Source organism: Rothia sp. 27098_8_161 (assembly GCF_041432905.1).
Lineage (GTDB): Bacteria > Actinomycetota > Actinomycetes > Actinomycetales > Micrococcaceae > Rothia.
On record NZ_JAPWAL010000008.1, the window covers coordinates 1 to 22,898 of the forward strand.

The following is a 22,898-nucleotide window of genomic DNA, read 5'->3' on the forward strand; positions in this document are numbered from 1 at the left end:
GCGGCACGTGCGGCGTTGATGGAGCTTTCGTGGTGCAGCATATCGCAGTTTTCGCGCATGAAGCGCATCCACTTGCGGGTCAGGCCTCAAGCTGCTGAGCGCTCAAAGAACCGGAGGCGATGCTCGCCTCATCGGTGGCGGCGCTGGTGGAGATGTGTTGATGCCAGAGCTCATACACTTCGTTGGTGTAGCTGGCGTGTAGAGCCTGGGCAGACTTATGCGCCTGCCGAAGTTGAATATTCCATGGTCTAATGGGCCTAAACCCACATGTTCAGAGGTGCGTTTCTAGCGGGTGCCTGGTCTCCGTATGCGAGGCGAAAGAATAGTTAAATGCAATAAAACCCAAAGTTGGCGGCTTTTAGAAAATACCCCAGAAAATAGAAAACTAACATACAGAGGCACAGAAGACGGGGCGGTACCGTCAATCGGTACCGCCCCGTCTTCAACGCTCAAACAGCGTCATAAATTTAAACGAAGAACGCTTAAAATTTGGCAAAATTACTCAGCTGCTTCTTCCACAACGAGCACAACATCGCGAACCTCCAGCTCACTCTCAGCTGCCACCAGGGACAGCTCACGAGCGTTACCGGCAGCCTTCAAGTCAGCCATGCCAGCGGCAATGCGATCCAGCTGAGCCTGCGGAGCCGCAATAGTTGCGGACTCCACCTCGGTGCGCTGCTTAACCTTCGCGTCGCTCTTAGCCTTACGCAGGCCACCCAGAGCCTCGGCAACATCCGGCAGGATCTGCTTCAGCGACTCAATCTGAGCCGGGTCAGCATCCGCCAGGACCCACTGGGCAGAAATGCCGGCAGTCGGGTTCTGTGCAGAGTACTCAGCCAGCAGGGTACCTTCCAGAATGGGCAGTGCCTGCGGCCACTCGGCGCGGTGCACGCTACCTGCACGCCACCAGGACCAAATCTCTTCGGTCACGAACGGCAGGAAGGGCGCGAACAAGCGCAGCAGAGCATCCAGGGTGGTTGCCAGCGCAGCCAGAACAGAAGCCTGCTCCTCCTCGCCGCGAGCACCGTACGCACGGTCCTTAATTAGCTCAACGAAGTCGTCGGTGAAGGACCAGAAGAAGCTCTCGCAAATCTGCAGGGCACGAGCGTACTCATACTTCTCGAATGCGGCGGTTGCTTCCTCAATCAGGTACGCCAAGCGAGCCAGCAGGGAACGGTCCAGAGCGTTGATCAGCACACGCCCCTGGGCCTGAGAAGTAATCACGGACTTCTCGGTAGCGCCCAGGTTCAGCACGAACTTGGATGCGTTCAGCAGCTTGATGGCAAGGCGGCGGCCAATCTTCATCTGGCCTTCGTCGTAGGCGGTATCAGCACCCAGGCGAGCGGAAGCAGCCCAGTAGCGCACAGCGTCCGAACCGTACTTCTCCAGAACCTCGTTGGGGACCACAACGTTGCCCTTAGACTTGGACATCTTCTTGCGGTCCGGGTCGAGAATCCAGCCGGAAAGCGCAGTGTTGTACCAGGGCACGGAGGAAGCCAGGGTCTCCGCGCGGACAGCGGTGGAGAACAGCCAGGTACGGATAATGTCGTGACCCTGCGGGCGCAGATCCATGGGGAAGGTCTTCGCGTGCAGGTCCGGGTTCACGCCCCAGCCGGTCGCAATCTGCGGGGTCAGGGAGGAGGTAGCCCAGGTGTCCAGAACGTCCGGGTCAGCGATGAAGCCGCCCGCTACGCCGCGCTGATTCTCGGTGTAACCGGGAGCAGCCTGAGATGCGGGGTCAACCGGCAGCATCTCTTCGGTCGGCAGAATCGGGTTCTCGTAGTCCGGCTCGCCCTCAGCGTCCAGCGGGTACCAGACGGGGAAGGGAACGCCGAAGAAACGCTGGCGAGAAATCAGCCAGTCGCCGTTCAGACCCTCAACCCAGTTCTCGTAGCGGCTACGCATGAAGGAGGGGAACCAGTTCATCTCACGGCCGCGCTCGATGAGATTCTCGCGGCGTGCCGCGTCACGGCCACCGTTGCGGATGTACCACTGACGGGAAGCAACGATTTCGAGGGGCTTGTCACCCTTCTCGTAGAACTTCACGGGGTGGGTAATCGGCTTGGGGTCGCCGTCCATTTCGCCAGCCTCAACCAGCATCTCCACGACGGTCTTCTGCGCGGTGAAGACAGTGGTGCCTGCCATGCGTTCGTAGCGCTCGCGACCCTCGGCGGAGGTAATCCACTCGGGGGTTTCACGGGAGAAACGGCCATCGCGACCGATGAGGGCGCGGGTGTCCAGCTGCAGTTCACGCCACCAGGTGACGTCGGTGGTGTCACCGAAGGTACAGATCATGGCGATACCGGCACCCTTATCCGGCTGTGCCAGCGGGTGCGCCTTAATCTCGACCTCAACGCCAAACAGCGGGGAGGTGACGGTGGTGCCGAACAGCGGCTTGTAACGCTCATCGTCCGGGTGTGCCACGAGAGCCACACAGGAGGGCAGCAGCTCGGGGCGGGTGGTCTCAATCCAGACCTTCTCACCGTTGGGGCGGTGGAAGCTGATGCGATGGTACGCGCCGGGGCGTTCCTTGTCTTCCAGCTCAGCCTGTGCCACTGCGGTGCGGAAGGTGACGTCCCACATGGTCGGTGCTTCTGCCATGTAGGCGTTGCCTGCTTCCAGATCCTTCAGGAAGGCGAGCTGGGAGACCTTGCGGGAGTGCGCGTCGATGGTGCGGTAGGTGCGCGACCAGTCAACGGACAGACCCAGGGTGGTGAAGAGGTTTTCGAAGACCTTCTCGTCTTCAACCGCGAGCTCTTCGCAGAGTTCAATGAAGTTGTTGCGGGAGATACGCGGCCACTTTGCCTGGCTGCGGTCAGGCTTGGGGGTACCGTCTGCCTTCCAGGTGATCAGGTCACGGAAGGAGTCGTTGTCTGCCACCGAGGGGTCGCAGAGAACGCCGTAGTAGTTCTGAACACGGCGTTCGGTGGGCAGGCCGTTGTCATCCCAGCCGAGCGGGTAGAACACGTTCTTGCCGGTCATGCGCTGGTATCGTGCAATGACGTCGGTCTGGGTGTAGGAGAACATGTGACCCACGTGCAGGGAGCCAGATGCGGTCGGCGGCGGGGTGTCAATGGAGTAGACCTGTTCGCGAGTGGTGTTCTCGTCGAATGCGTAGGTTTTCTCGTCGGTCCAGCGCTGCGAGAGCTTCTCTTCGAGGCCTTCCAGGGCGGGGCGGTCGGGAACGTTAATCTGTACGGGCGAGTCTGAGCCCAAAATGTTTTCAGCCATAACGGCTATTTTCTCATATTCACGGCATTCTCTCAGCTCCAGGGGAATTCCGCGCTGCGCTGTGCTGTTCGTACCGCTCGATGGCGGCTTCTAGACGCGCCAGGAGGTGCCGGTACCGGCGCGCAAATTGTGCCCTGCGTGCTGCGGCACGTATCCCGCTGGAGGCGGTGAGTTCTTGCCAACTGGCGGGGTCGAGGTAGCTCTGCCCGAGTAGCAGGTGAACCTCAGAACTGTAGGGGGTTCCGGTGGCGGCACGGATGCTGTGTGCTCTCTGCTGTAGGGTGCGGCGTTGCTCGTGTAGCGCGGTGATGCGCTCGTGCGGTATTGCTGTCATGGAAGTTCCCTATATGAGGAGTAACCGGGGATTCAACGGTAAACTCAGCGGAAAATGGCGAGGGGGAGAGAACCCCCCCTATTATCTGTCCTTGATTACCAGCAGTGTAGGCGTGAAAATCTTGAGTATCAACAGCTGGTGAATCCTTCTCAGTAGCGCGGAGGCGGCGTAGACTGAAAGTACATGACCTTCGAGGAGTTGCCAATGAGTTCTCTGAGTATTTTTGGTTTGGGTACGCCTGAAACTGTTTTGCTGATACTGCACCTGGTGCTGGTTGCGTTGTGCGTCTGGCATTTGGCTGTGTGTAGCGGTTACGGTGAGGCGCGTATGCGTTTCGTACTGCCTCTGATTGTGTTCATGCCCGGTGCCGCGATTCTTTATCTGATGTCGGCGCGTGAAGGTACAGTCCCTCCGGACACCATCAGGACCGGTAGTAGCTCGCCCGTCTATTTTGAGCACCGCCTTGGGTTCCGTGACGGCGGCAGGAGCCGTTGGGGGTTGCCTCGCCGCCGCAAGTAGTAGGTGTGACAGTGCCTGTACCGTTCGTCCTGAATAGTGGCATTGTCGGCATCTATCTCGCTATCGAACATTTCAAAATATATGCCCGCGGGTCTGCTCGAACAGAGCACCCGCGGGCATCGCTCTACTAGGATTAAAGTATGACTGAGAACACCCACATTCCTGTATCTCCTTTCCTGCCCAATACCGGTGTTGGCAAAGTTGCCGTGGTAACCGGCGCCTCCAGTGGTATTGGGCGAGCTACGGTGCATCAGCTGGTGGCTAGCGGATGGACTGTTTATGCAGTGGCGCGGCGTACTGACCGCCTCTACACGCTTTACACCGAGACTGGTGCACACCCGGTTACGTGTGATGTGACCGACGAGCATTCCGTACGCTTCGTTACCGAGCAGATTTTGGAAGAGCAGGGCACTATTGATGCCCTGGTCAATATTGCTGGTGGTGCTATTGGTGTGGACAAGGTCGCAGAGGGTAAGCCTGATGATTATCTGAAAATGTACCAGATGAATGTGCTCGGTATTCTGCATATGGTGCGTGCTTTCGCGGAGGCACTGCGGCAGAATGGCTACGGCACGATTCTGAATCTGACCTCCACTGCTGCTGAGCACGGCTACGAGGGTGGCGCCGGATATAACGCGGCGAAGTTCGGCGCTCGCGGCCTGACGGAGGCGCTGCGCTTGGAAGAGGCAGAGCATAATGTGCGCGTGATTGAGATCTGCCCGGGCATGGTGCGTACCGAGGAATTCTCCCTGAATCGTCTGGGTTCTAAGGAGGCGGCTGAGCGTGTTTATGCCGGAGTCGAGAAACCTTTGACTGCCGAGGATGTGGCGCAGACTGTGACCTTTGCGTTAAACGTTCCGCACCACGTGAACCTCGACCGTATTACTATTCGCCCGGTGGCGCAGCCCAGCCAGTTCAAGGTGATTCGCAAAGAGAGCTAAGTTTTGTGATCTTGCGTCCGCTGATGCGGGGGTTTTATATTTGCCTCGCCTGCATTCCTGATTCTTAGGATGCGGGCGAGGCTTTTTGTTCGTGTGCGCGGGAGGTCTGCGGCTTGTATGGAGCTTTGGTTGGGGTGCTACGCGGGGTGGGAAAGAGTGGGGGAGAGATGTCCAAGAGTACTTAATAGAACCATAAAGTGGTACATGAGACTTATGGTTCACTATGGTGAAATAGTTGGGGTGAAATTATTCATGGAAAGTATCCTAATTTCCTAAAATGCAATCAAAGTGTAAGGTCGTCGGCGCTCATATGTCAGTATATGACTGGAAAACACCACAATTGGTCTGTAATAACCCTCAACTTAAGAGATGGTTTTATAACGATTTCATTACAGTTACTTAAAGTGGATATTAAAAGAGTAGAAGACTCAGAGTCGGGTGTTAGCCTTTTAGCAATCACACCCATATGTGAATCTGTGCGTCCCTCAATGACGGAGGCGCGCCGCTTAGGTTCACCATCGATAATTCAGAGATCGAGGAAAAATGTCGAAGACTACCCGTCGCGTTTACAAGATTGCAGCTGCGGTAGCTTTTACCGCTGGATCTGTAGCAGCAATCCCGGCAACCTTTGCGGCAGAAGCACCCGCCGATCAGCAGCAGGTTGTTGATCAGAAGGCATCTTCTCAGACTTCTTCCCTGCCCGGCGGCAACGCAACCGAGACTCCTAAGGCTGAAGCCCTTAAGGCTGAGGCAACCGAAGCACCTAAGACCGAAACCCCCAAGGCAGACGCAACCGAGACTCCCAAGGCTGAGACTCCTGCCCCCACCGCTCCGGCAACCCCCGAGCCGACCAGCCCCGCCACCCCGGCTCCCGAGGTGAAGCAGGCTGACCCCTCCATCGTTATTGAGGATGCTCGCTTCCCCGCTGATGCACAGCTGAACACTGTGAACATTGTTGGCGCAGGCTTCTACGGCGAGAAGGTTGGCCCCGGTGTGCAGGTCAGCATCTACGCACTGGATGCAGACAACCAGATCACCGGCGAGGCTCTCGCTACCGTTGTGGTACCCGCAGACCAGATTCAGGATGGCACCTTCAAAGGTTCCATCACCGTTGAAACAGGCAAGCTGCCCGCCGGCGCATCCTACGCACTGTCTGCTGTAAGCAACCCGCAGGGTCAGCCCGATCAGAGGCTCGTAGCTATCTCCTCCTTCAAGGTTACTGAGAGCGTTACCCACGCACCGGAGACCCCCAAGGAAGAGACCCCCGTTCCTGTAACTCCCACACCGGAAGCTCCCAAGGAAGAGGCCCCGGCACCCGAGGCGCCCAAGGATGAGACTCCCGCACCGGAAGCTCCCAAGGAAGAGCCCCCCGCGCCCGAGGCTCCCGCGGTACCTGAGAACGCAACCCTCACCACCGAGGATGCTTCCCTAGATCCGAACGACCAGTACAACGTTCTGACCTTCAACGGCTCCGGCTTCACCCACGAGTCCGTCGCTAACGGTGTCCAGATCGCGATCTTCCGCTTGGATGCAAGCGGCAACATCACCGGTGAGGCTCTGGCAACCCACGATGTGCCTGCTTCTGAAATCGTGAACGGCACCTTCCGTGTCAAGGTTGGCGTTCTTGCTGAACTGCTGCAGCCCGGTTACGCATACGCAATGGTGGCAACCAGCGACCCCAATGGTCTGGTTCACCAGGTTGCAGTCACCACCGCTACTGTGAGCGATGCGAACAACCCAGCACCGACCCTGCCGGCAGCAACCGAGGATGACAATACCACTGTTCGTGATAACGGCGACGGTACCACCAGCGTCTTCACCGCTGAAATGCGCGAAGACGGTTCGGTTGTCGTAACCGAGACCCGCATGCCCACTTCTCAGGCACCCAAGGCTAAGGTTGGCAACGCTTCTGCTGCTACCTCCTCTAGCTCCAAGGGTCACACCGTAGGCTTCTCCGGCACTAAGGGTTCGACTTCGACCTCTTCTTCGGCTTCCTCGAAGCCGCAGCTGGCTAACACCGGTGCTGAAGGTGTTGCAGGTATCGCAGGCGTTGGCGCTGCAACTCTGATTGCTGGTGCCGCACTGATGCTCCTGCGCCGCCGCAGCCTCTAATAGCTTAGGCTTTAATAGCCCAGGCTCTAAACATCTGATGCTCACCGCGAGGTGTGTGAAGTAAGTGCCGCTAATACTTTAGACAGAGTGTTAGTGGCACTTTTGCGTATCTGTGTTTTTTCTTTCCCGTGCTTTCTGTGCCTGGATGCTTGGGGGAGGGGGCGTGTCGGTTGAGGGGTTGGCTTGTTGCGCTCAATGGTGAGGGGGATTCTATCAGGAGTATCGGTCTGTACTCTTTGTGAAACAATGTAGGAAAAGTGGCATGACCTGCTATTTTTTCACTTAAAATAAATAAATTAAATGCATTAAAGCACAGAATATTTTTATTGCAAATCCATTAATCTACATATATATGCAATAAAACTTTGACTCTCAAGGTGGAGTTGAAAAGTTTTATCTAGTCTATGTATTTTGAGTGCTCTTGATGGAGTTCTGAAAGATAAAAAATATGCTATGTGGGTTATTGCACAGTAAAATACTTGGGAGGTAAAGCATATTTACCACAATAAATAAAAAAGTATTGTTAGTGTGGAATTACCGATAAATAGAGCAATTCCCTTCATGATCGTACCCGCAGCTCATCTGATTGTCTCAAAAGAATGAAGAAGGCAACTTGGAGCTGAGCATACACCAGTGCCTCAATGTTGAGCAGCCGTACATGGCGGAAATTGAGAACCTGAGCAACAGTGAGACTGTCTCGATTGAGTTTACGCCCAAGCCTGGTGTAACAGTCGACGAGATTATGGCTAGCTGCCAGAACATTTTTCCCGGACACCACCGGAGTTCCCCGCGCCGTAAAGGTGGAGGCGCGGCTTGAGGCTCAGCGTTCTGCTCGTGCGGATTACTGCGCAGTCTCGAAGCTCTGTGGCGGATACTTCTGTGCAGGCTCCTGAGACGATGATTATGTCTGGCTATGCACGCTATTGCCCGGCTGTACTGTGGTGAACCTGCTGGGTTATCAGTCTTCGGAGTCTGAAACGGTGAATGTTGCTTCTCCTCAGGAGAGTATGGGTGCTGAAGAGTTGGGTGCGGAGTAGTTTAGCGTATCTGTTTCTTGGTGCTGTGAGGCGTGGCTCTCTGTAGGGGAGTTGTTGAAGGGGAGAGGCTCTGCCGGGTGCCTGCGTGTTCGGTAGGGTACCTTCTGTGAGCCCTACTGCGATTTCTAGCGGCGATTCTACCGTAAATAGTGCTGCGGGCGGCAACAAGGTCCGCGGTATCCGTTCCGATACTGCTATGGCGCCGGGAACTCGGGACGCCACGATTTCTGTTCCTCGCTCCTCGCGCTCTTCGAGCCCTGAATCTTCTCCGGCTCTGGGGTACCGTACTGGGAGGCACATGTTGTGCAGGCAACCCCTGAGTCTGATTTGCCGTCCGGTAATGATTCGGCGGCACAGTCTCGTCGCGCCGCGATTTTGAGTGGCTCCTCGTCGAAGGTGCGCACTGAGTCGGGGTCACCGAATGGTGTGAAGGAGACGGAGGCGCAAATTACTCGCGGAGTTGAGAAGTCCTCGCCCTTGTTGCCGATTTTGGTGATTTTGGGTGGCGGTCTGATTCTTGGCACCCTGGGTGTGTCACGTTTTAACTCTTGGAAGCGAGACTAGGTGAAACGAGGCTAGGGGAGTAGAAGCCGTCTTAGCGCTCTACCTGGCGGAGTGTAGCCGTCGGCGTGCGAGGGTATTTAGGTGATGCGGTATATTTCGCGCGCTGTCACAAAACGGTTTCTTGGAATCTGATGTTGAGAAATGCTTACACTGTCGATATAGTAAGCCTGTCCTAACAATGTCGATAGTATGGATACACACCAATGAAGATTTTCACATCTGGCACCCGCTTCTCCAAGGGAGCCTGCGCCCTCGCCGTCGCCGGCGCTGTTACCCTGCCTCTGGCACCGGTTCTCGCTGAGAACATTAATGTCGCTGCCCAGAATGTTGCCGTACAGAACGTCGCTGCAGGCGACCAGGCAACTGCTGGCGCGTCCTTCGGGTGGGGCGTGCGCGCATCTTTCCTGTCCTATAACGGTATGCCCCGCGAAATGACCGACGGTGCAGCCTGGGACGCAACCGCAAAGCAGTTCACCTTCACCCCGACCTCCACCACCGTCTCTGAAGACGGCAAGCAGGTCACTCTGCAGGCTGCCGGCCGCCTCTGGTTCACCGGCCACTGCGCTGAAGGTCAGGACCCCGAAACCGGCTGTGCCCTGAACCTCACCTTCTCCAACCCTCGTGTGGAACTGAACCTCGCTGACGGCACCGGCTCCCTCTACATGACCGTGCGCACCAAGAACTACGCCTCCGGCAAGTTCGAAGGCCCCGCGGAAGTCAAGATGGCGACCCTGAGCACCGGCACCGCCAAGCAGAGCGAGAAGGGCGGCGTGGTCAGCATCAGCGGCATCTCCGCGAACCTGACCGCCGATGGTAACCACGCCTTCTCCGACTTCTACAACGAAGGCGCTAGCCTCGACCCGCTGAGCATCTCCTACACCGGTAGCGCAGCCAACACCCCCAAGAGCGCCTACAGCGTCGCCGAGTCTTACAACACCGGCGCGGGCGTGAGCCAGCCCCAGAACACCGCACGTCTGGGCCGGAACCACATCGTGCACGTCGCACCCCCGAGCTTCAGTGGCGACACCACCTACACCGTGCTGACCAGCTCCAACCTGAAGATGACCGACACCGGCGTCCTGAAGGCAATTAAGGGCGTTTTCGCGGTGGACGCTGACGGCAACCGCATGCTCGTCATCGGCAGCGAGACCAACAAGCCCGAGCTGTACACCGTGACCGCTGAGGGTAAGCTTGTCTCCTCCGGTCCCTACTCCGACGCAGAGCTCGGTGCCAACACCGTCAAGGCAATCGGCTACAACCCCGCCAACAACACTTGGGGTATCGTTAGCATTGACGGCCATGGTGGCGGCAAGCTGACCATCATTGACGCATCCGGCAATGCAACCTCGCAGACTCTGCCGAAGCCCGACTCTATCGACCCGCAGGTTGTGAAAGCGTACTCGCTCGACGAGTACTACGGCGACTCGTTCTCCAACAACACCCTGACCCTCGCACCGCTGCCCGACGGCAGCTTCGTTTACGCACCGTCGACTTCCATCTACGATGCGTCCGGCGAAAAGGTTGTTCAGAAGGGCCACCTGCTGCACCTGAGCAGCAACGGCGTGTCCCTGGTGCCGAACTCCTCGCCCGAGGGCTACACCACCACCCTGCCTTCGACCCTGGTCAGCCCCAAGGGCTACATTTACCGTTGGAACAACTGGTACGGCGGTAAGGTGCAGATCCTCAAGTACGAGAACGGCACTTTCAGCGTGGTCCGCGAGTCCGCAACTCTTGAGGGCTTCGAGAAGACCGAGGTTGCCACCATGTTCCTGACCCGCGCGGGTAACGTGGTTGTGGTGGACGCCTCCGGCTCCCGCCTGGTGTTCATGGATGACACCCTGAACAAGGTGAACGAGGTGGTGCTCTCCTCGATGCGCAAGACCGACAAGAGCGGCGGCTACAACGCTCTCGAACTGCCCAACGGCGATATTATCTACCCGACCAGCTTCGAGAACCCGACCACCTACGAGGATCAGCTGTGGCTGAACCGCCTGGCAACGAACTCGGCACCGGAACAGACCCCGGCACCCGAGCCGACCAAGGCACCGGAACCGACCAAGTCTGCTGAGCCTACCGTTGCTCCCACCGAGGCACCGACCGCTGAGCCGACCGTTGAACCCACCGTGGAGCCTACCGCAACTGCAGAACCCTCTACCACCGCAGAACCGACTGCTGAGCCTTCTGCAACCGCTGAGCCGACCGTGGAGCCTTCTGCAACCGCTAAGCCTAGCGTGACCGCAGAACCCACCACAGTGCCTTCGGAGGAGCCCACCTCGCCGTCTCTGCCGACCGAGTCCGTGGTGCCTTCTGTTGCGCCGAGCGCTTCTGTAACCCCGAGCGCATCGGTGAGCGCATCCCCGACCTCGGTTCCGAGCGTTCCCGCCGTGACCCCCTCAGCGAGCGAGTCCGCATCGGCGTCCGCTAGTGCGTCCGCTTCTTCGAGTGTTTCCGCGAGCGCATCGAGTTCCGCAAGCAGCTCCAGCAGTGCATCGGCGACCGCTTCGGCGAGCGAGTCGGCATCTTCGAGTGCTTCCACTTCTGCGAGCGCTTCCGCTTCTGAGAGCAGCACCGCCGACCAGAACGCTGCCGGCTACAAGGGTGGCTCCGACGGTGGTTCTGATGCGGGTTCCGGAGCATCCGACAACTTGGGTGTGAGCGGCTCCAATGGCGGTTCCTCTAACGGCGGTTCCTCCCTCGGTGGTGGTTCTTCCGCAGGTGGCTCCTCGACCTCCGGTAGCTCCTCCTCGAAGCTAGCGCAGACCGGCGCATCCGGCGCTACGTTTGCCACAGCAGCTGGTGCTATCACCCTGGCGGTAGGTACCGCACTGGTTGTGGCACGCCGCCGCAAGAGCTAATATTTAGCTTTCGTGCAACACCCCGCTTCGTCACTCGTGTTCATGAGTGGGGAAGCGGGGTGTTCCTTTCATACAATGGAAGTATGACTATTCTGAATGTAATCGCCACCTCGCACGGCACCGACTCGGCCGCCGGTCGCGAGGCTATTACGCTGATTCGTGAGCAGATCAAGTTCCTGCTCGCGCAGCGTAATGACGGCGTGGAATACCGTATCCATGCCGCATATGTGGATGTGGAATCTCCCAGCGTTGATGATGCCGCAGCCTCTCTACCCAATGATGAGCCCTGCGTGATTGTGCCGATTCTGCTGTCGACCGGCTTTCACACTCAGGTGGATTTGCGCCGTGCCGCGCGTAATAGCGGCATTGAGCGTATCGGCATTGGTGAGTCGCTGGGTCCGGATCCTCGCCTTGCCGCTTTGACTCGCACCCGCCTGGAGGAGGTCGGCTGGGCTCCCGGTGATGGCCCTGTGGTGCAGGGCGCGGCTGGTTCTTCCCGCGCTGATGGTCGCGCGGATATGAGCCGTGCCGCTGAGCTGCTGGCTGAGGAACTGAATACTCCGGTGCATCACGGCTTCGTTGCCTCTATCGATCCGAAGTTCCACGAGGTGGTTGCTGAGCATCAGCCTAAGTTTGCTGCAACCTACCTGCTGGCGGAGGGGTTCTTCTCCGGTAAGATGCGCCGTGATGCTGAGTCGACCGGTGTGCCGGCGAAGCTCGCCGCGCCGCTGGTGAATGCGCAGGATACCGATGCTGCTACCGTGGTTGCTGAGTGCTTTATCGATCGCATGGATGCGGCTATTGCCCAACTGGATGCCGGATAGCAACTCAGGTTTGCGGTGCGTGTAGATGTGCTTGTAAAGCTAAAAATGTTAATACAAAAAACCTCGGGATGTAATGGTCCCGAGGTTTTTGTGTTGCTGTATTTGAGTTGTGAAGTGTGAGTGTTTAGGCGGTCTTGAGGTAGACGTCGCCGTCACGGACCTCTACGGGGTAGACCTTGATGGAGTAGGAGGGATCAGAGAGGCACTCACCGGTGGTCAGATCGTAGACTTCCTTGTAGAGGGGGGAGGTAATGGTGGGGTTTCCGTTCTTCTCGCCGACGATACCGCGTGCGAGGACCAGTGCCTGGCTGTGCGGGTCGAGGTGGTCACTGGAGAAGATGCCGTGCTTGGTCTTGTAGATGGCGTACTGGTAGCCGTCGACCAGGGCGACTTCACCCCAGTTTTCTTCGAGTTCAGATTCGGCGCAGATGCGTACCCAATTCTCAGCCATGGGGGTTCCTTTCGAGGCGGTGGTCTGCGCCGCGCGGGGTGCAGGACACAATAGCGGTTCGTGTGTTCTTTGTTTGGAGTTTACCTTATGAAACCCACATTTGGAAATGGGGCACGCGGAGGGTGCTAAAGGTTATTTTTACCCTAAAACTCAAGCCCTATTTTTTGTAGATTAGCCTTACCTAAATTAACTGCCGTTAAGATAGGAGTGCCCCATTCTAGCCCGGTATTCCGCGGAATTTTTGGAAAATTTTCCCAAAGAATGCCAAATTTCAGTGCCTGAGGCACCTGAGAACGTGTACGATAAAAGTCGTAGTTAAAAACGCCTTTTGACTGTCTGAAGAAAGCAACACAATCCCACATAAAAGTGTTTCGTAATTTTTCAGATGCATTCTAAAGAAGCGGGCGCCTCAACTACCCGGTACGCACCGGCACAAGCCCCAAAACCGGGAAACTAGGAGTTCCCGCCGAAGGCACGCCACCACCGCGTATCGAGAGTAGGAACGCGCCATGAACTACCTGCATTACAACTAGGAAGGAAAATCCATGTCGCACACTCCCCGCAACATTCTCGTTGTCGGCGCAGGCCCCGCAGCGTGGCGATTCGTACGCGCATACCACGAAGGCGCTGAAGCTGCAGGTCGCACGGCGGACACCATCACCGTCCTCAACGATGAGCCCTACATCCCCTACGACCGTGTTGCTATCGAGCAGATTTTCAAGGACACCGAGAAGGACCTGACCCTCGGGGACCCCGAACTGTGGAATGCAGAGAACATCAACCTGGTCAACAACTGCCGCGCAGAGAAGCTCGACCGCACCCGCCGCGTCGTCACTGACACCGAGGGCAATGAGTACCCCTACGACGTGCTGGTCTTCGCAACTGGTTCCCGCGCGGTTCGCATCCCGATTCTTAACTCGGACGCCGCACACGTCTTCCGCACCATCGACGACGTGAAGAACATGGTCTCCGAGGTCAAGCGCCTGCAGGACACCCTCGGCCGCGCACCCCGCGGTATCGTCGTCGGTGGCGGCCTGCTCGGTCTCGAAGCAGCTGAGGGTCTGAAGGACCTGGGCGCAGAGCCCACCATCCTAGATGTGGCTCCCTGGCTGCTTTCCGTTGAGGTTGACCAGGGCGGCGGTTACGCCGTGAACGCCCAGATCAAGGCAACCGGCATTGAGATTGAGACCGGCGTGTACATCTCCGGCATCAACAAGGATGCTGACGGCAACGTTGTCTCCGTATCCATCGCAGATTCTCCCTCCGAGGACGCAGAAATCCGCACCCTGCCCGCCGATATGGTGGTCTTCGGCGCAGGTATTCGCCCCAACGATGAGCTGGCACGTGACGCTGACCTGGCGCTGGGTGAGCGTGGCGGTATTCTCGTCAACGACGCATGCCACTCCTCCGACGAGCACATTTGGGCGATCGGTGAGGTCGCCTGCGTGCTGGGCCGCACCTGGGGTCTGGTCGCACCGGCTAACGCTATGGCTGACGCTGTGGCAGCTAACCTGCTCAATGACAATGAAGAAGCTCAGGTTGAAGAGTTCGACATCGCAACCAAGCTGAAGTTCTCCGGCGTTCAGGTGGCTGGCTTCGGTGACCGCCGCGGCACCACCGAGGGTTGCCTCGAGGTTCTGTTCGCCGACCCCGCACGCGGCATGTACCAGAAGATCGTGACCAGCGGCGACGCAAAGACCCTGCTTGGTGGCGTGTTCGTCGGTGACACCGCTCCCTTCGACTCCCTCAAGCCCCTGCTCGGTCGTGAACTACCCGCTGAGCCGAACGTCTATCTGACTGCAGCTGGCGGCGGTGACGGCATCCCTGACACCGAACTGCCCGACGACGCGATCCTGTGTTCCTGCAACAACATCAGCTTCGGTGCTGTCCGCGAGGCAATCGTAGACGGCAACCACGATGTTGCCTCCCTGAAGTCCTGCACCACCGCGGGTACCCAGTGTGGTTCCTGTGTTCCGATGCTGCAGAAGACTCTGGAACAGCAGATGAAGAAGATGGGTCTGACCGTCTCCAAGGCACTGTGTGAGCACTTCGACTTCTCCCGTGCAGAGCTGGCTGAGGCTGTGCGCCTGACCAGCCTGGATGACTTCGACTCCGTGCTGGCACGCTTCGGTCATGGCGGCGACGGCTGTGCAATCTGTAAGCCGACCGTTGCATCGATTCTCTCCTCCTTCCGCAACTCCTACGTTCTGGACGCTGGTCGCGGTGGCCTGCAGGAGACCAACGACCGTGCACTGGCGAACATGCAGAAGAACGGTACCTACTCCGTCGTTCCGCGTATTCCCGCAGGTGAGATTCCCGCTAAGAAGCTGGGCGTCATCGCAGAGGTCGCTGAAGAGTTCGGCCTGTACGTGAAGATCACCGGTGCTCAGCGTATCGGTATGTTCGGTGCTCGCCTGGAGCAGCTGCCCTACATTTGGGAGCGCCTGGTGGATGCTGGCTTCGAGTCCGGTCAGGCATACGGTAAGTCCCTGCGTAACGTGAAGTCCTGCATGGGTTCGACCTGGTGCCGCTTCGGCGTTCAGGACTCGACCGGCATGGCAGTCCAGCTCGAGAACCGTTACCGTGGTCTGCGCTCCCCGCACAAGTTCAAGTTCGGTGTTTCCGGTTGTAACCGTGAATGTGCCGAGGCACAGGGTAAGGACGTTGGTCTGATTGCAACCACCAACGGCTGGAACCTGTACCTGGGTGGTAACGGTGGTGCAAACCCCGCTCACGGTCGCCTCTTCGTCAAGGACGCCTCCAGCGAGGACATCATCCGCTACATTGACCGCTACCTGATGTACTACATCCGCACCGCAGATAAGCTACAGCGTACCGCTCGCTGGCTTGAGGATCTGGATGAGGAGCACGGCGACGGTCTGGCACACCTGCAGTCCGTCCTCATTGAGGACTCCCTGGGTGTGTGCGAGGACCTGGAGCGCGATATGCAGCGTCACGTTGACTCTTACGAGGACGAGTGGGCTGCAACCCTGCGCGACGAGCGCCGCCTGCGCCGCTTCCGTGCCTTCATCAACGAACCCAACGGCAGCGACGAGGGTTCGCACCTGTACGTGCTGGAGCGCGAGCAGATTCGCCCCGCAACCCCGGAGGAAATTGCGGCAGCAGAATCTGGCGAGTCCAATACCGTCCTGCTGACCGGTGCCAAGATTCCCGTGGGTAAGCCCAGTGACCTCAACCCGGTCCCGGCAGCATAGTATGTGCCCGAAGATTCCTCCGTTCCCGCCCCGTGAATTCGCCACTATTGATGAAATACTCGCGGGCGGGGCGCCCGGGCACACCCTGGACGATAGCGTGACGGAACGCGGTATTGCCCTGCCCGGCGAGCCCGCCGAGAACCCCGGTAAGGTCTACATTGTCGGTGGTGGCCCCGGCGCCGCCGACCTACTCACCCTGCGTGCAGCAAGTGCCCTGAGCGAGGCGGACGTGGTCCTTCTAGATCACCTCGCCCCGCAGGAGTACGGCGAGTATGCACCGAACGCTCTCATCGTTGATGTGGGCAAGGTTCCTGGTAAGCATGCTGTTCCGCAGTCCCGTATTCAGCAGCTCATGATTGATTACGCGCTCTCAGGTAAGACCGTGGTGCGTTTGAAGGGCGGCGACCCGTACGTGTACGGTCGTGGTGCTGAAGAGCTGGATGCATGCATCGCAGCCGGCCTGGAGGCTGAGGTTATTCCCGGGATTACCAGTGCCATTGCGGTTCCTGCGCGTGCGGCGATTCCGGTGACCCTGCGTAAGGTGTCCTCGATTTTCACCGTCATTTCTGGTCACTCCGGCCTGTCGGAGACCGAAGTGTCGGCTGTTGAGGCGACCCTGCGTGCCCAGGGCACCGTGGTGTTGCTGATGGGCGTTCGTACTCTGCCCGATACGGTGGCGTCTCTGCTCTCTCGTGGGATTGAGGCTGACACGCCGCTGGCAACCATTGAAAACGGTTTCTCTGAGAAGGAGCGCGTGACTGTCACGACCCTTCAGAACGCTCAGGGAGATTGCGCATCGGTCAAACCGCCGGCTATTACCGTCATCGGCGAGGTCGTACATTATGCTCGCGATCATCACAACCGCTTTGTGAGCGAGGTTCACGAGCGTCTGCGTGAGCGTTCCACCTCCTAGAGGCGGTCCGCTAGATAGTATTGCGCAGCCCCGCATCCTTAGTTTCCTAGTTGCCAAGGAGCGGGGCTGTTGCTGTGCCTGCTGTTATTGTTGCGTGTGCAGATGCTAGATGTTGGGTAACTGAGGCGCTCGCAGGTGCAGTAGCGCCGGGAACGCCGCGGTATAAAAACATACGAAAGCGGGGCGGGTATCAGTTGATACTCGCCTCGCTTTCGTCGGGGGCGTTGCTCTCAGAGCCTATATCTTGAATTCGTTGCTGCTACCGGAACCACTGGAATTGCTTGCCGAAGCCGAGGCAGACTCAGAAGGCGAAGCCGAAGCTGAGAGGGAAGCGGAGGCGCTCGGGGAGCCGGAGAAAGTATCACCGGTACCGGTGGGGTGGAATATCCTTATTGAAAGCGCATCCTGCTAGAGCCAAAGCACAGGCGGTCAGACCACCAAAAAGAACAGTGCAGCGGGTCAATCCGTTTCGGTCGTTAGCAGAGAAGCTGGCGTGTGCGCTCGACCGGAAGCACATGGTATTTCCTGAAAATGGTTGATTGAGGTAGCGCACTTCACAACGCTGTGATGCGTACGAAAGAATCCGTCTCATCGTTCTGTATGGTGTGCAGTACAAAGGAGGTACCGGGATACGTGTGTGTCGGAGCGCAAATTGCGGCGGTATGAAGTATCCATTTTTTACTATAGAAGATTGGTTTAAAGCTTCATTAGACCTTAGTGGAGCTGCGACCCGAGGACGAAGAACCACTCGAACCGGTAGAGCTGGATTCTCCGGAGCCAGAAGAGCCCTTGCCTCCGATAAAACGCTCACTCAGGTAGTCGTTGCTAATGCGCCACCACTTACCTTCGGTGTAGAGCATCACGTGCGAAACGAATACCTGAGTAATCGCCGGAACCTTGCGCTCGGTGCCATCCGGCTGATGAATGGCAGCGGCAGAATACTCGGCGTCCATCACGATTTCTACGTAGCCGTCACCGTTTTTCAAGGCACTGCCCGGTTCGGTGTTCTGCATGACAATGCTGCACGTGAATTTCATGTACCAGCCATTCTTCTCGTGCAGTTCCTTGAATACTTTGACCTCATCACTGGCACGCTTATCAGCCGGGTAGGTCAAATCATTCGTCTGGTCTATGTAGCGTCCGTCCTTGAGTGTGGCAATCTGAGCGCTGTAGTAGGCGTGCAACGTCTCGTAGACACCCTGAAAGGTCGGTTCCTCACGGTGAGGTCCGGAAGTGACCTCGGGTGTACCTCATGTCGTGGGCGAGGGGTACTGGTGAAACTGCTGTGGTCATGCCCCTGCTGAGAGGGTAGATACTACCGAATCGCCATTGATGTGTTGCATGATTCATTTTAGATTATTTTGAGCTCAAAATGCACGAAAAAGAATCTTAGTAATCTCTGGGAGCCTATGGGACACTCAAGATGTCAGTTACTGTAAAGTATTACGGCTACTCCCTGTTGGTGAGGGGCTATTTGATAGAGGGGACTACTCAGCGAGGGGGTTGCATGCATGTCGAACTAAGTGATTTCAGTCATATTTATGACTTGAAAAATAAAAGAACTGCGCTTCAGCATTTCCAAAAGATGGGGGAGTGGAGGGTGGTTGGTTCAGCCTTCTGACCCTAAGGAAGCCTTCAATAGTCCAGAAGAAATACCCGATCCAATAAGGGGAAAACCTGCTCAATAATCCCCAAATATGCACTCTATTCACCCGCTATGCATTGCTGAATAATCCAGGAAAACCGGTTCCCACACGGGATATCGAGGGGGTGAAAACTTATAGGGGTGAATATCTAGTGGAATTACATCGGTGTTCACCCTATATCTTGTGGTTGTGCCGGCACTAATCCCGCAGGTTCCCTTAAAAAAATCAAAACCCACTTAAAGCAACACTTGAGGAATGTAAAAACATACATCCTTAAACACGCCCGAGTGTGGGGTGAGTCGAGCCCCCTTAAGACCCCTACTCGCTCTAGATATCGCCGAACGAAGAACCATTCTGTTTTGCACCTCCAGTATCGGTACATTAGAAAAGTGCTGTTCAAACCCACACCCCGTGGGGTTGCATACAGACACAAAAGCCACATAAACTATTAGTGTTTGCAACGACCCGGCCATCACCGGCGAGCAATTCGGAAGAACGGACCGCACCTGCGGACACCCGCCAATCGCTGCGGCGAGGGTGTCTTAGCGGAAGAGATGTAGTCCCAGTAGAACCGGACGGTTAAGCCCGATATAGCTGTAATAAGCGACTGATACCCGCCCAACGCGCCGCTCTTCCGGTGGCTAGGTATCGCGGACATGAGCCGTGGCACCCCGTAGCCCCGGGAGGGTTCGGTGCGTTGAGCTGTTAAATCAGTAAGCAAGGTGGTACCGCGCCGCATCCTGCCCCGGCACAGCCCGGATCGGTCAGCGATGCCCAGGCGTCCTTGCACCCGTCATGTCAATCCTCACCCGCTGAAAGGGCGCGGACGACGAGTGCCAACGTACCCTGTCGCCCCAACCTCTCAGCGTTGAGAACAACAGATAAGGGCGCACAAACACATGTCCCATGTATACCCCAAGGCGAGCGCCTTCGAAGCCGCAGGAAGCGGCGTCACCGCATCGCCCAAGTTCCCCGCACTTGAAGAGGCAGTCCTCGACTACTGGAAGAAGGACAACACCTTCTCCGCATCCGTCGAGAACCGCCCCGCAGGCGAAAACGGCGAAAACGAATTCGTCTTCTACGACGGCCCTCCCTTCGCTAACGGCCTGCCCCACTACGGCCACCTGCTCACTGGCTACGCTAAGGACCTCGTTGCACGCTACCAGACTCAGCGCGGCCACAAGGTAGAACGCCGCTTCGGCTGGGATACCCACGGCCTGCCCGCAGAACTCGAGGCAATGAAGCAACTCGGCATGACCGATAAGCGCGAAATCCTTGAAATGGGCATCGACAACTTCAACGATGCTGCCCGCGCATCCGTGCTCAAGTACACCAACGAGTGGGAAAAGTACGTCACCCGCCAGGCACGCTGGGTCGACTTCGAAAACGACTACAAGACCCTGAACGTCGAGTACATGGAGTCCGTCATCTGGGCGTTCAAGCGCCTCTATGACAAGGGCCTGACCTACCAGGGCTTCCGCGTGCTGCCCTACTGCTGGAAGGACGAGACCCCTCTCTCCAACCACGAGCTGCGCATGGACGACGACGTGTACAAGGACCGCCAGGACCAGACCGTCACCGTCGCATTCCGCCTCACCGCAGACACCGCCCTCGGAGCTGACGAGAAGGTCGCCGCAGAACTCGACGGCGTCGAAGCACTCGCATGGACCACCACCCCCTGGACTCTGCCCACCAACCAGGCGCTCGCTGTCGGACCCGAGATTGAATACTCCGTCGTGCCCGGTGCAGGCAAGTTCGAGGGCCGCTCCTTCCTGATTGCCTCCGAGCTGCTTGGCTCCTACGCTAAGGACCTCGGCTACGAAGGCGACCAGCCCGAAAAGGACGCAACCGCAGCCGTCACCGCACGCTATACCGGCTCCCAGCTTGAGCACGTGCGCTACACCCCGCTGTGGGACTACTTCGCAGATACCGAAAAGTGGGGCACCGAAACCTCCTGGCAGATCCTCGTCGCCGACTACGTCACCACCGGTGACGGTACCGGCATCGTCCACCAGGCACCCGCCTACGGTGAAGACGACCAGAAGGTCTGTGAAGGCTACGGCATCCCCGTGATTCTCTCCCTCGACGAAGGCGCAAAGTTCCTGAACCTCTTCGCCGAGCCCACCGCCTCCGGTGCCACCGCCCTGGCTGAGATTGCAGGCGTGCAGGCATTCGACGCGAACCGCACCATCATCAACGCCCTCAAGGCAGATGACGTGCTAATCCGCGAGAAGTCCTACGTGCACTCCTACCCGCACTGCTGGCGCTGCCGCACCCCGCTCATTTACCGTGCAATCACCTCCTGGTACGTGAAGGTCACCGACTTCAAGGACCGCATGTACGAGCTGAACAAGCAGATCAACTGGATTCCGGAAAACGTGAAGTACGGCCAGTTCGGCAAGTGGGTTGAGAACGCGCGCGACTGGTCCATCTCCCGTAACCGCTTCTGGGGCTCCCCGATTCCCGTGTGGGTTTCGGACGACCCGAACTACCCCCGCATGGACGTGTACGGCTCCCTCGAAGAGCTCAAGGCAGACTTCGGTCGCCTGCCCCTGAACAAGGACGGCGAACCCGACCTGCACCGCCCGTACATCGACGAGCTGACCCGCCCGAACCCGGACGACCCGACCGGCAAGTCCACCATGCGCCGCGTGGAAGATGTGCTTGACGTCTGGTTCGACTCCGGCTCCATGCCCTACGCACAGGTGCACTACCCCTTCGAGAACCAGGAATGGTTTGAGAACCACTACCCGGCAGACTTCATCGTCGAGTACATCGGCCAGACCCGCGGTTGGTTCTACGTGTTGCACGTCCTGGCGACCGCGCTCTTCGACCGCCCCGCGTTCAAGAACGTCATCAGCCACGGTATTGTGCTTGGCTCGGACGGTCAGAAGATGTCCAAGTCCCTGCGCAACTACCCGGATGTCTCCGAGGTCCTCGACCGCGACGGCTCCGACGCGATGCGCTGGTTCCTGATGTCCTCTCCGATCCTGCGCGGCGGCAACCTGATCGTGACCGAGCAGGGTATCCGTGAAGGTGTTCGCCAGGTCATGTTGCCGCTGTGGAACGTCTACCACTTCTTCGCCCTGTACGCTAACGCCGCCAACAACGGCGAAGGCTACAGCGCGAAGCTCAAGTACGACTCACAGCACGTGATGGACCGCTTCATCCTCGGCAAGACCCGCGAACTCATCGAGCAGGTCACCGCAGCGATGGACTCCTACGACATCTGGAACGCCTGTGAATCCCTGCGCCAGTACGCCGACGCACTGACCAACTGGTACGTGCGCCGCTCCCGCGAGCGCTTCTTCAACGAAGACACCGACGCATTCGACACCCTCTACACCGCACTGGTGACCGTGTCGAAGGTTGCTGCGTCCCTGCTGCCGCTCAGCAGTGAGGAAATCTACCGCGGCCTCACCGGTGAACGCTCCGTGCACCTGGCTGACTGGCCCGAGGCATCTGCTTTCGCTGATGAGTCCAACCTGCTGGCTCTCATGCAGACCGTGCGTGAGGTCTGCTCCGCCGGTTCGGCACTGCGTAAGGAAAAGAAGATCCGTGTGCGTCAGCCGCTGCAGAAGATGACCGTGGCAATCGCACCCGAGCAGTTCGCTGCCCTGGGTACCGCATTCGGCGAGAAGGGCGCGGAGTACTTTGCGAACATCGTTGAGGACGAGCTGAACCTGCGCCAGGTGGAGCTGGTCAGCGCCGACACCGTCGACCCCGCCGATTACGGCATCTCCCAGCAGCTGAAGGTCAACGCACGTGCGGCAGGTCCGCGCCTGGGCAAGCAGGTGCAGGTTGCTATTAAGGCGTCCAAGTCCGGTGACTGGGCCGTGACCGAGGACGGCACTGTCCTGGTCGGCGTGGCAGCTCTGGACGGCGGCCTGGCTCTGGAAGAGGGCGAATACGAGCTGGCAACCGTGGTTGCCGCTGATGCTGAGGGTGCTGAGCATACTGCGGCTGCGGTTCTGCCCGGCGGCTTCCTGGTCCTCAACATTGAGCTGACCGACGAGCTGGTTGCCGAGGGCATCGCCCGCGACACCATCCGCGCTATTCAGCAGGCACGTAAGGACGCCGACCTGAACGTTTCGGACCGCATCAACCTGAACATCGCGGCACCGGAGGAAACTCTGGCAGCTCTGCGCGCCAACGAAGCACTGGTGACCGGCGAAACCCTCGCCGTGTCCCTGCAGCTGAGCGAAGCAGCCGAGCTGAGCATTAGCGTAGCCAAGGCATAAAACGCCTGAACCGTA

Annotated in this window: 12 protein-coding genes; 9 read left to right on the top strand and 3 right to left on the bottom strand. The window is 58.2% G+C overall.

The window, feature by feature from the left end:
• Positions 1-498 precede the first annotated feature (498 nt).
• Positions 499-3,231: a valine--tRNA ligase gene (gene valS, locus O3648_RS04325; protein WP_371568678.1), complete on the bottom strand. Its 2,733-nt coding sequence runs from the start codon at positions 3,229-3,231 to the stop codon at positions 499-501.
• Positions 3,232-3,769: 538 nt separating this feature from the next.
• On the opposite strand from valS, the gene O3648_RS04330 reads away from it, so the two are divergent.
• The 6 genes from O3648_RS04330 to O3648_RS04355 all read left to right on the top strand — a co-directional run bounded on the left by O3648_RS04330 (position 3,770) and on the right by O3648_RS04355 (position 12,417).
• Positions 3,770-4,084 carry a penicillin-binding protein gene (locus O3648_RS04330; protein ID WP_371568680.1) on the top strand — a complete coding sequence of 105 codons (315 nt, stop codon included), beginning with the start codon at positions 3,770-3,772 and terminating at the stop codon, positions 4,082-4,084.
• 140 nt (positions 4,085-4,224) lie between these two features.
• Positions 4,225-5,025 (top strand): SDR family oxidoreductase, encoded by an 801-nt coding sequence (locus O3648_RS04335; RefSeq protein ID WP_371568682.1) that lies wholly within the window; start codon positions 4,225-4,227, stop codon positions 5,023-5,025.
• Positions 5,026-5,568: 543 nt separating this feature from the next.
• Positions 5,569-7,137, top strand: coding sequence for an LPXTG cell wall anchor domain-containing protein (locus O3648_RS04340; protein WP_371568684.1), 1,569 nt, complete (start codon positions 5,569-5,571; stop codon positions 7,135-7,137).
• Between the two features lie 1,340 nt (positions 7,138-8,477).
• On the top strand, positions 8,478-8,738 hold the full coding sequence (locus O3648_RS04345) for a hypothetical protein (protein ID WP_279754138.1): 261 nt from the start codon (positions 8,478-8,480) through the stop codon (positions 8,736-8,738).
• A gap of 203 nt (positions 8,739-8,941) precedes the next feature.
• Complete coding sequence (locus O3648_RS04350; RefSeq protein ID WP_371568687.1) at positions 8,942-11,593, top strand: HtaA domain-containing protein; 2,652 nt, start codon at positions 8,942-8,944, stop codon at positions 11,591-11,593.
• Positions 11,594-11,676: 83 nt separating this feature from the next.
• Positions 11,677-12,417, top strand: coding sequence for a sirohydrochlorin chelatase (locus O3648_RS04355; RefSeq protein WP_371568689.1), 741 nt, complete (start codon positions 11,677-11,679; stop codon positions 12,415-12,417).
• Between the two features lie 124 nt (positions 12,418-12,541).
• Here O3648_RS04355 and nirD read toward each other — a convergent pair whose 3' ends face one another.
• Positions 12,542-12,868 (bottom strand): nitrite reductase small subunit NirD, encoded by a 327-nt coding sequence (gene nirD, locus O3648_RS04360; protein ID WP_279788961.1) that lies wholly within the window; start codon positions 12,866-12,868, stop codon positions 12,542-12,544.
• Positions 12,869-13,413: 545 nt separating this feature from the next.
• On the opposite strand from nirD, the gene nirB reads away from it, so the two are divergent.
• Together nirB and cobA are read left to right on the top strand one after the other, a co-directional pair.
• Positions 13,414-16,083 carry a nitrite reductase large subunit NirB gene (gene nirB, locus O3648_RS04365; RefSeq protein WP_371568691.1) on the top strand — a complete coding sequence of 890 codons (2,670 nt, stop codon included), beginning with the start codon at positions 13,414-13,416 and terminating at the stop codon, positions 16,081-16,083.
• Between the two features lie 97 nt (positions 16,084-16,180).
• Positions 16,181-16,996 (top strand): uroporphyrinogen-III C-methyltransferase, encoded by an 816-nt coding sequence (cobA, locus tag O3648_RS04370; RefSeq protein WP_279740118.1) that lies wholly within the window; start codon positions 16,181-16,183, stop codon positions 16,994-16,996.
• Positions 16,997-17,703: 707 nt separating this feature from the next.
• Here the strand turns inward: cobA and O3648_RS04375 are convergent.
• Positions 17,704-18,180, bottom strand: coding sequence for a hypothetical protein (locus tag O3648_RS04375; protein WP_371568694.1), 477 nt, complete (start codon positions 18,178-18,180; stop codon positions 17,704-17,706).
• Positions 18,181-19,541: 1,361 nt separating this feature from the next.
• Here O3648_RS04375 and ileS point away from each other — a divergent pair.
• Entirely contained in the window at positions 19,542-22,883 is a 3,342-nt protein-coding gene (ileS, locus tag O3648_RS04380) for an isoleucine--tRNA ligase (protein ID WP_371568697.1), read from the top strand.
• Positions 22,884-22,898 lie beyond the last annotated feature (15 nt).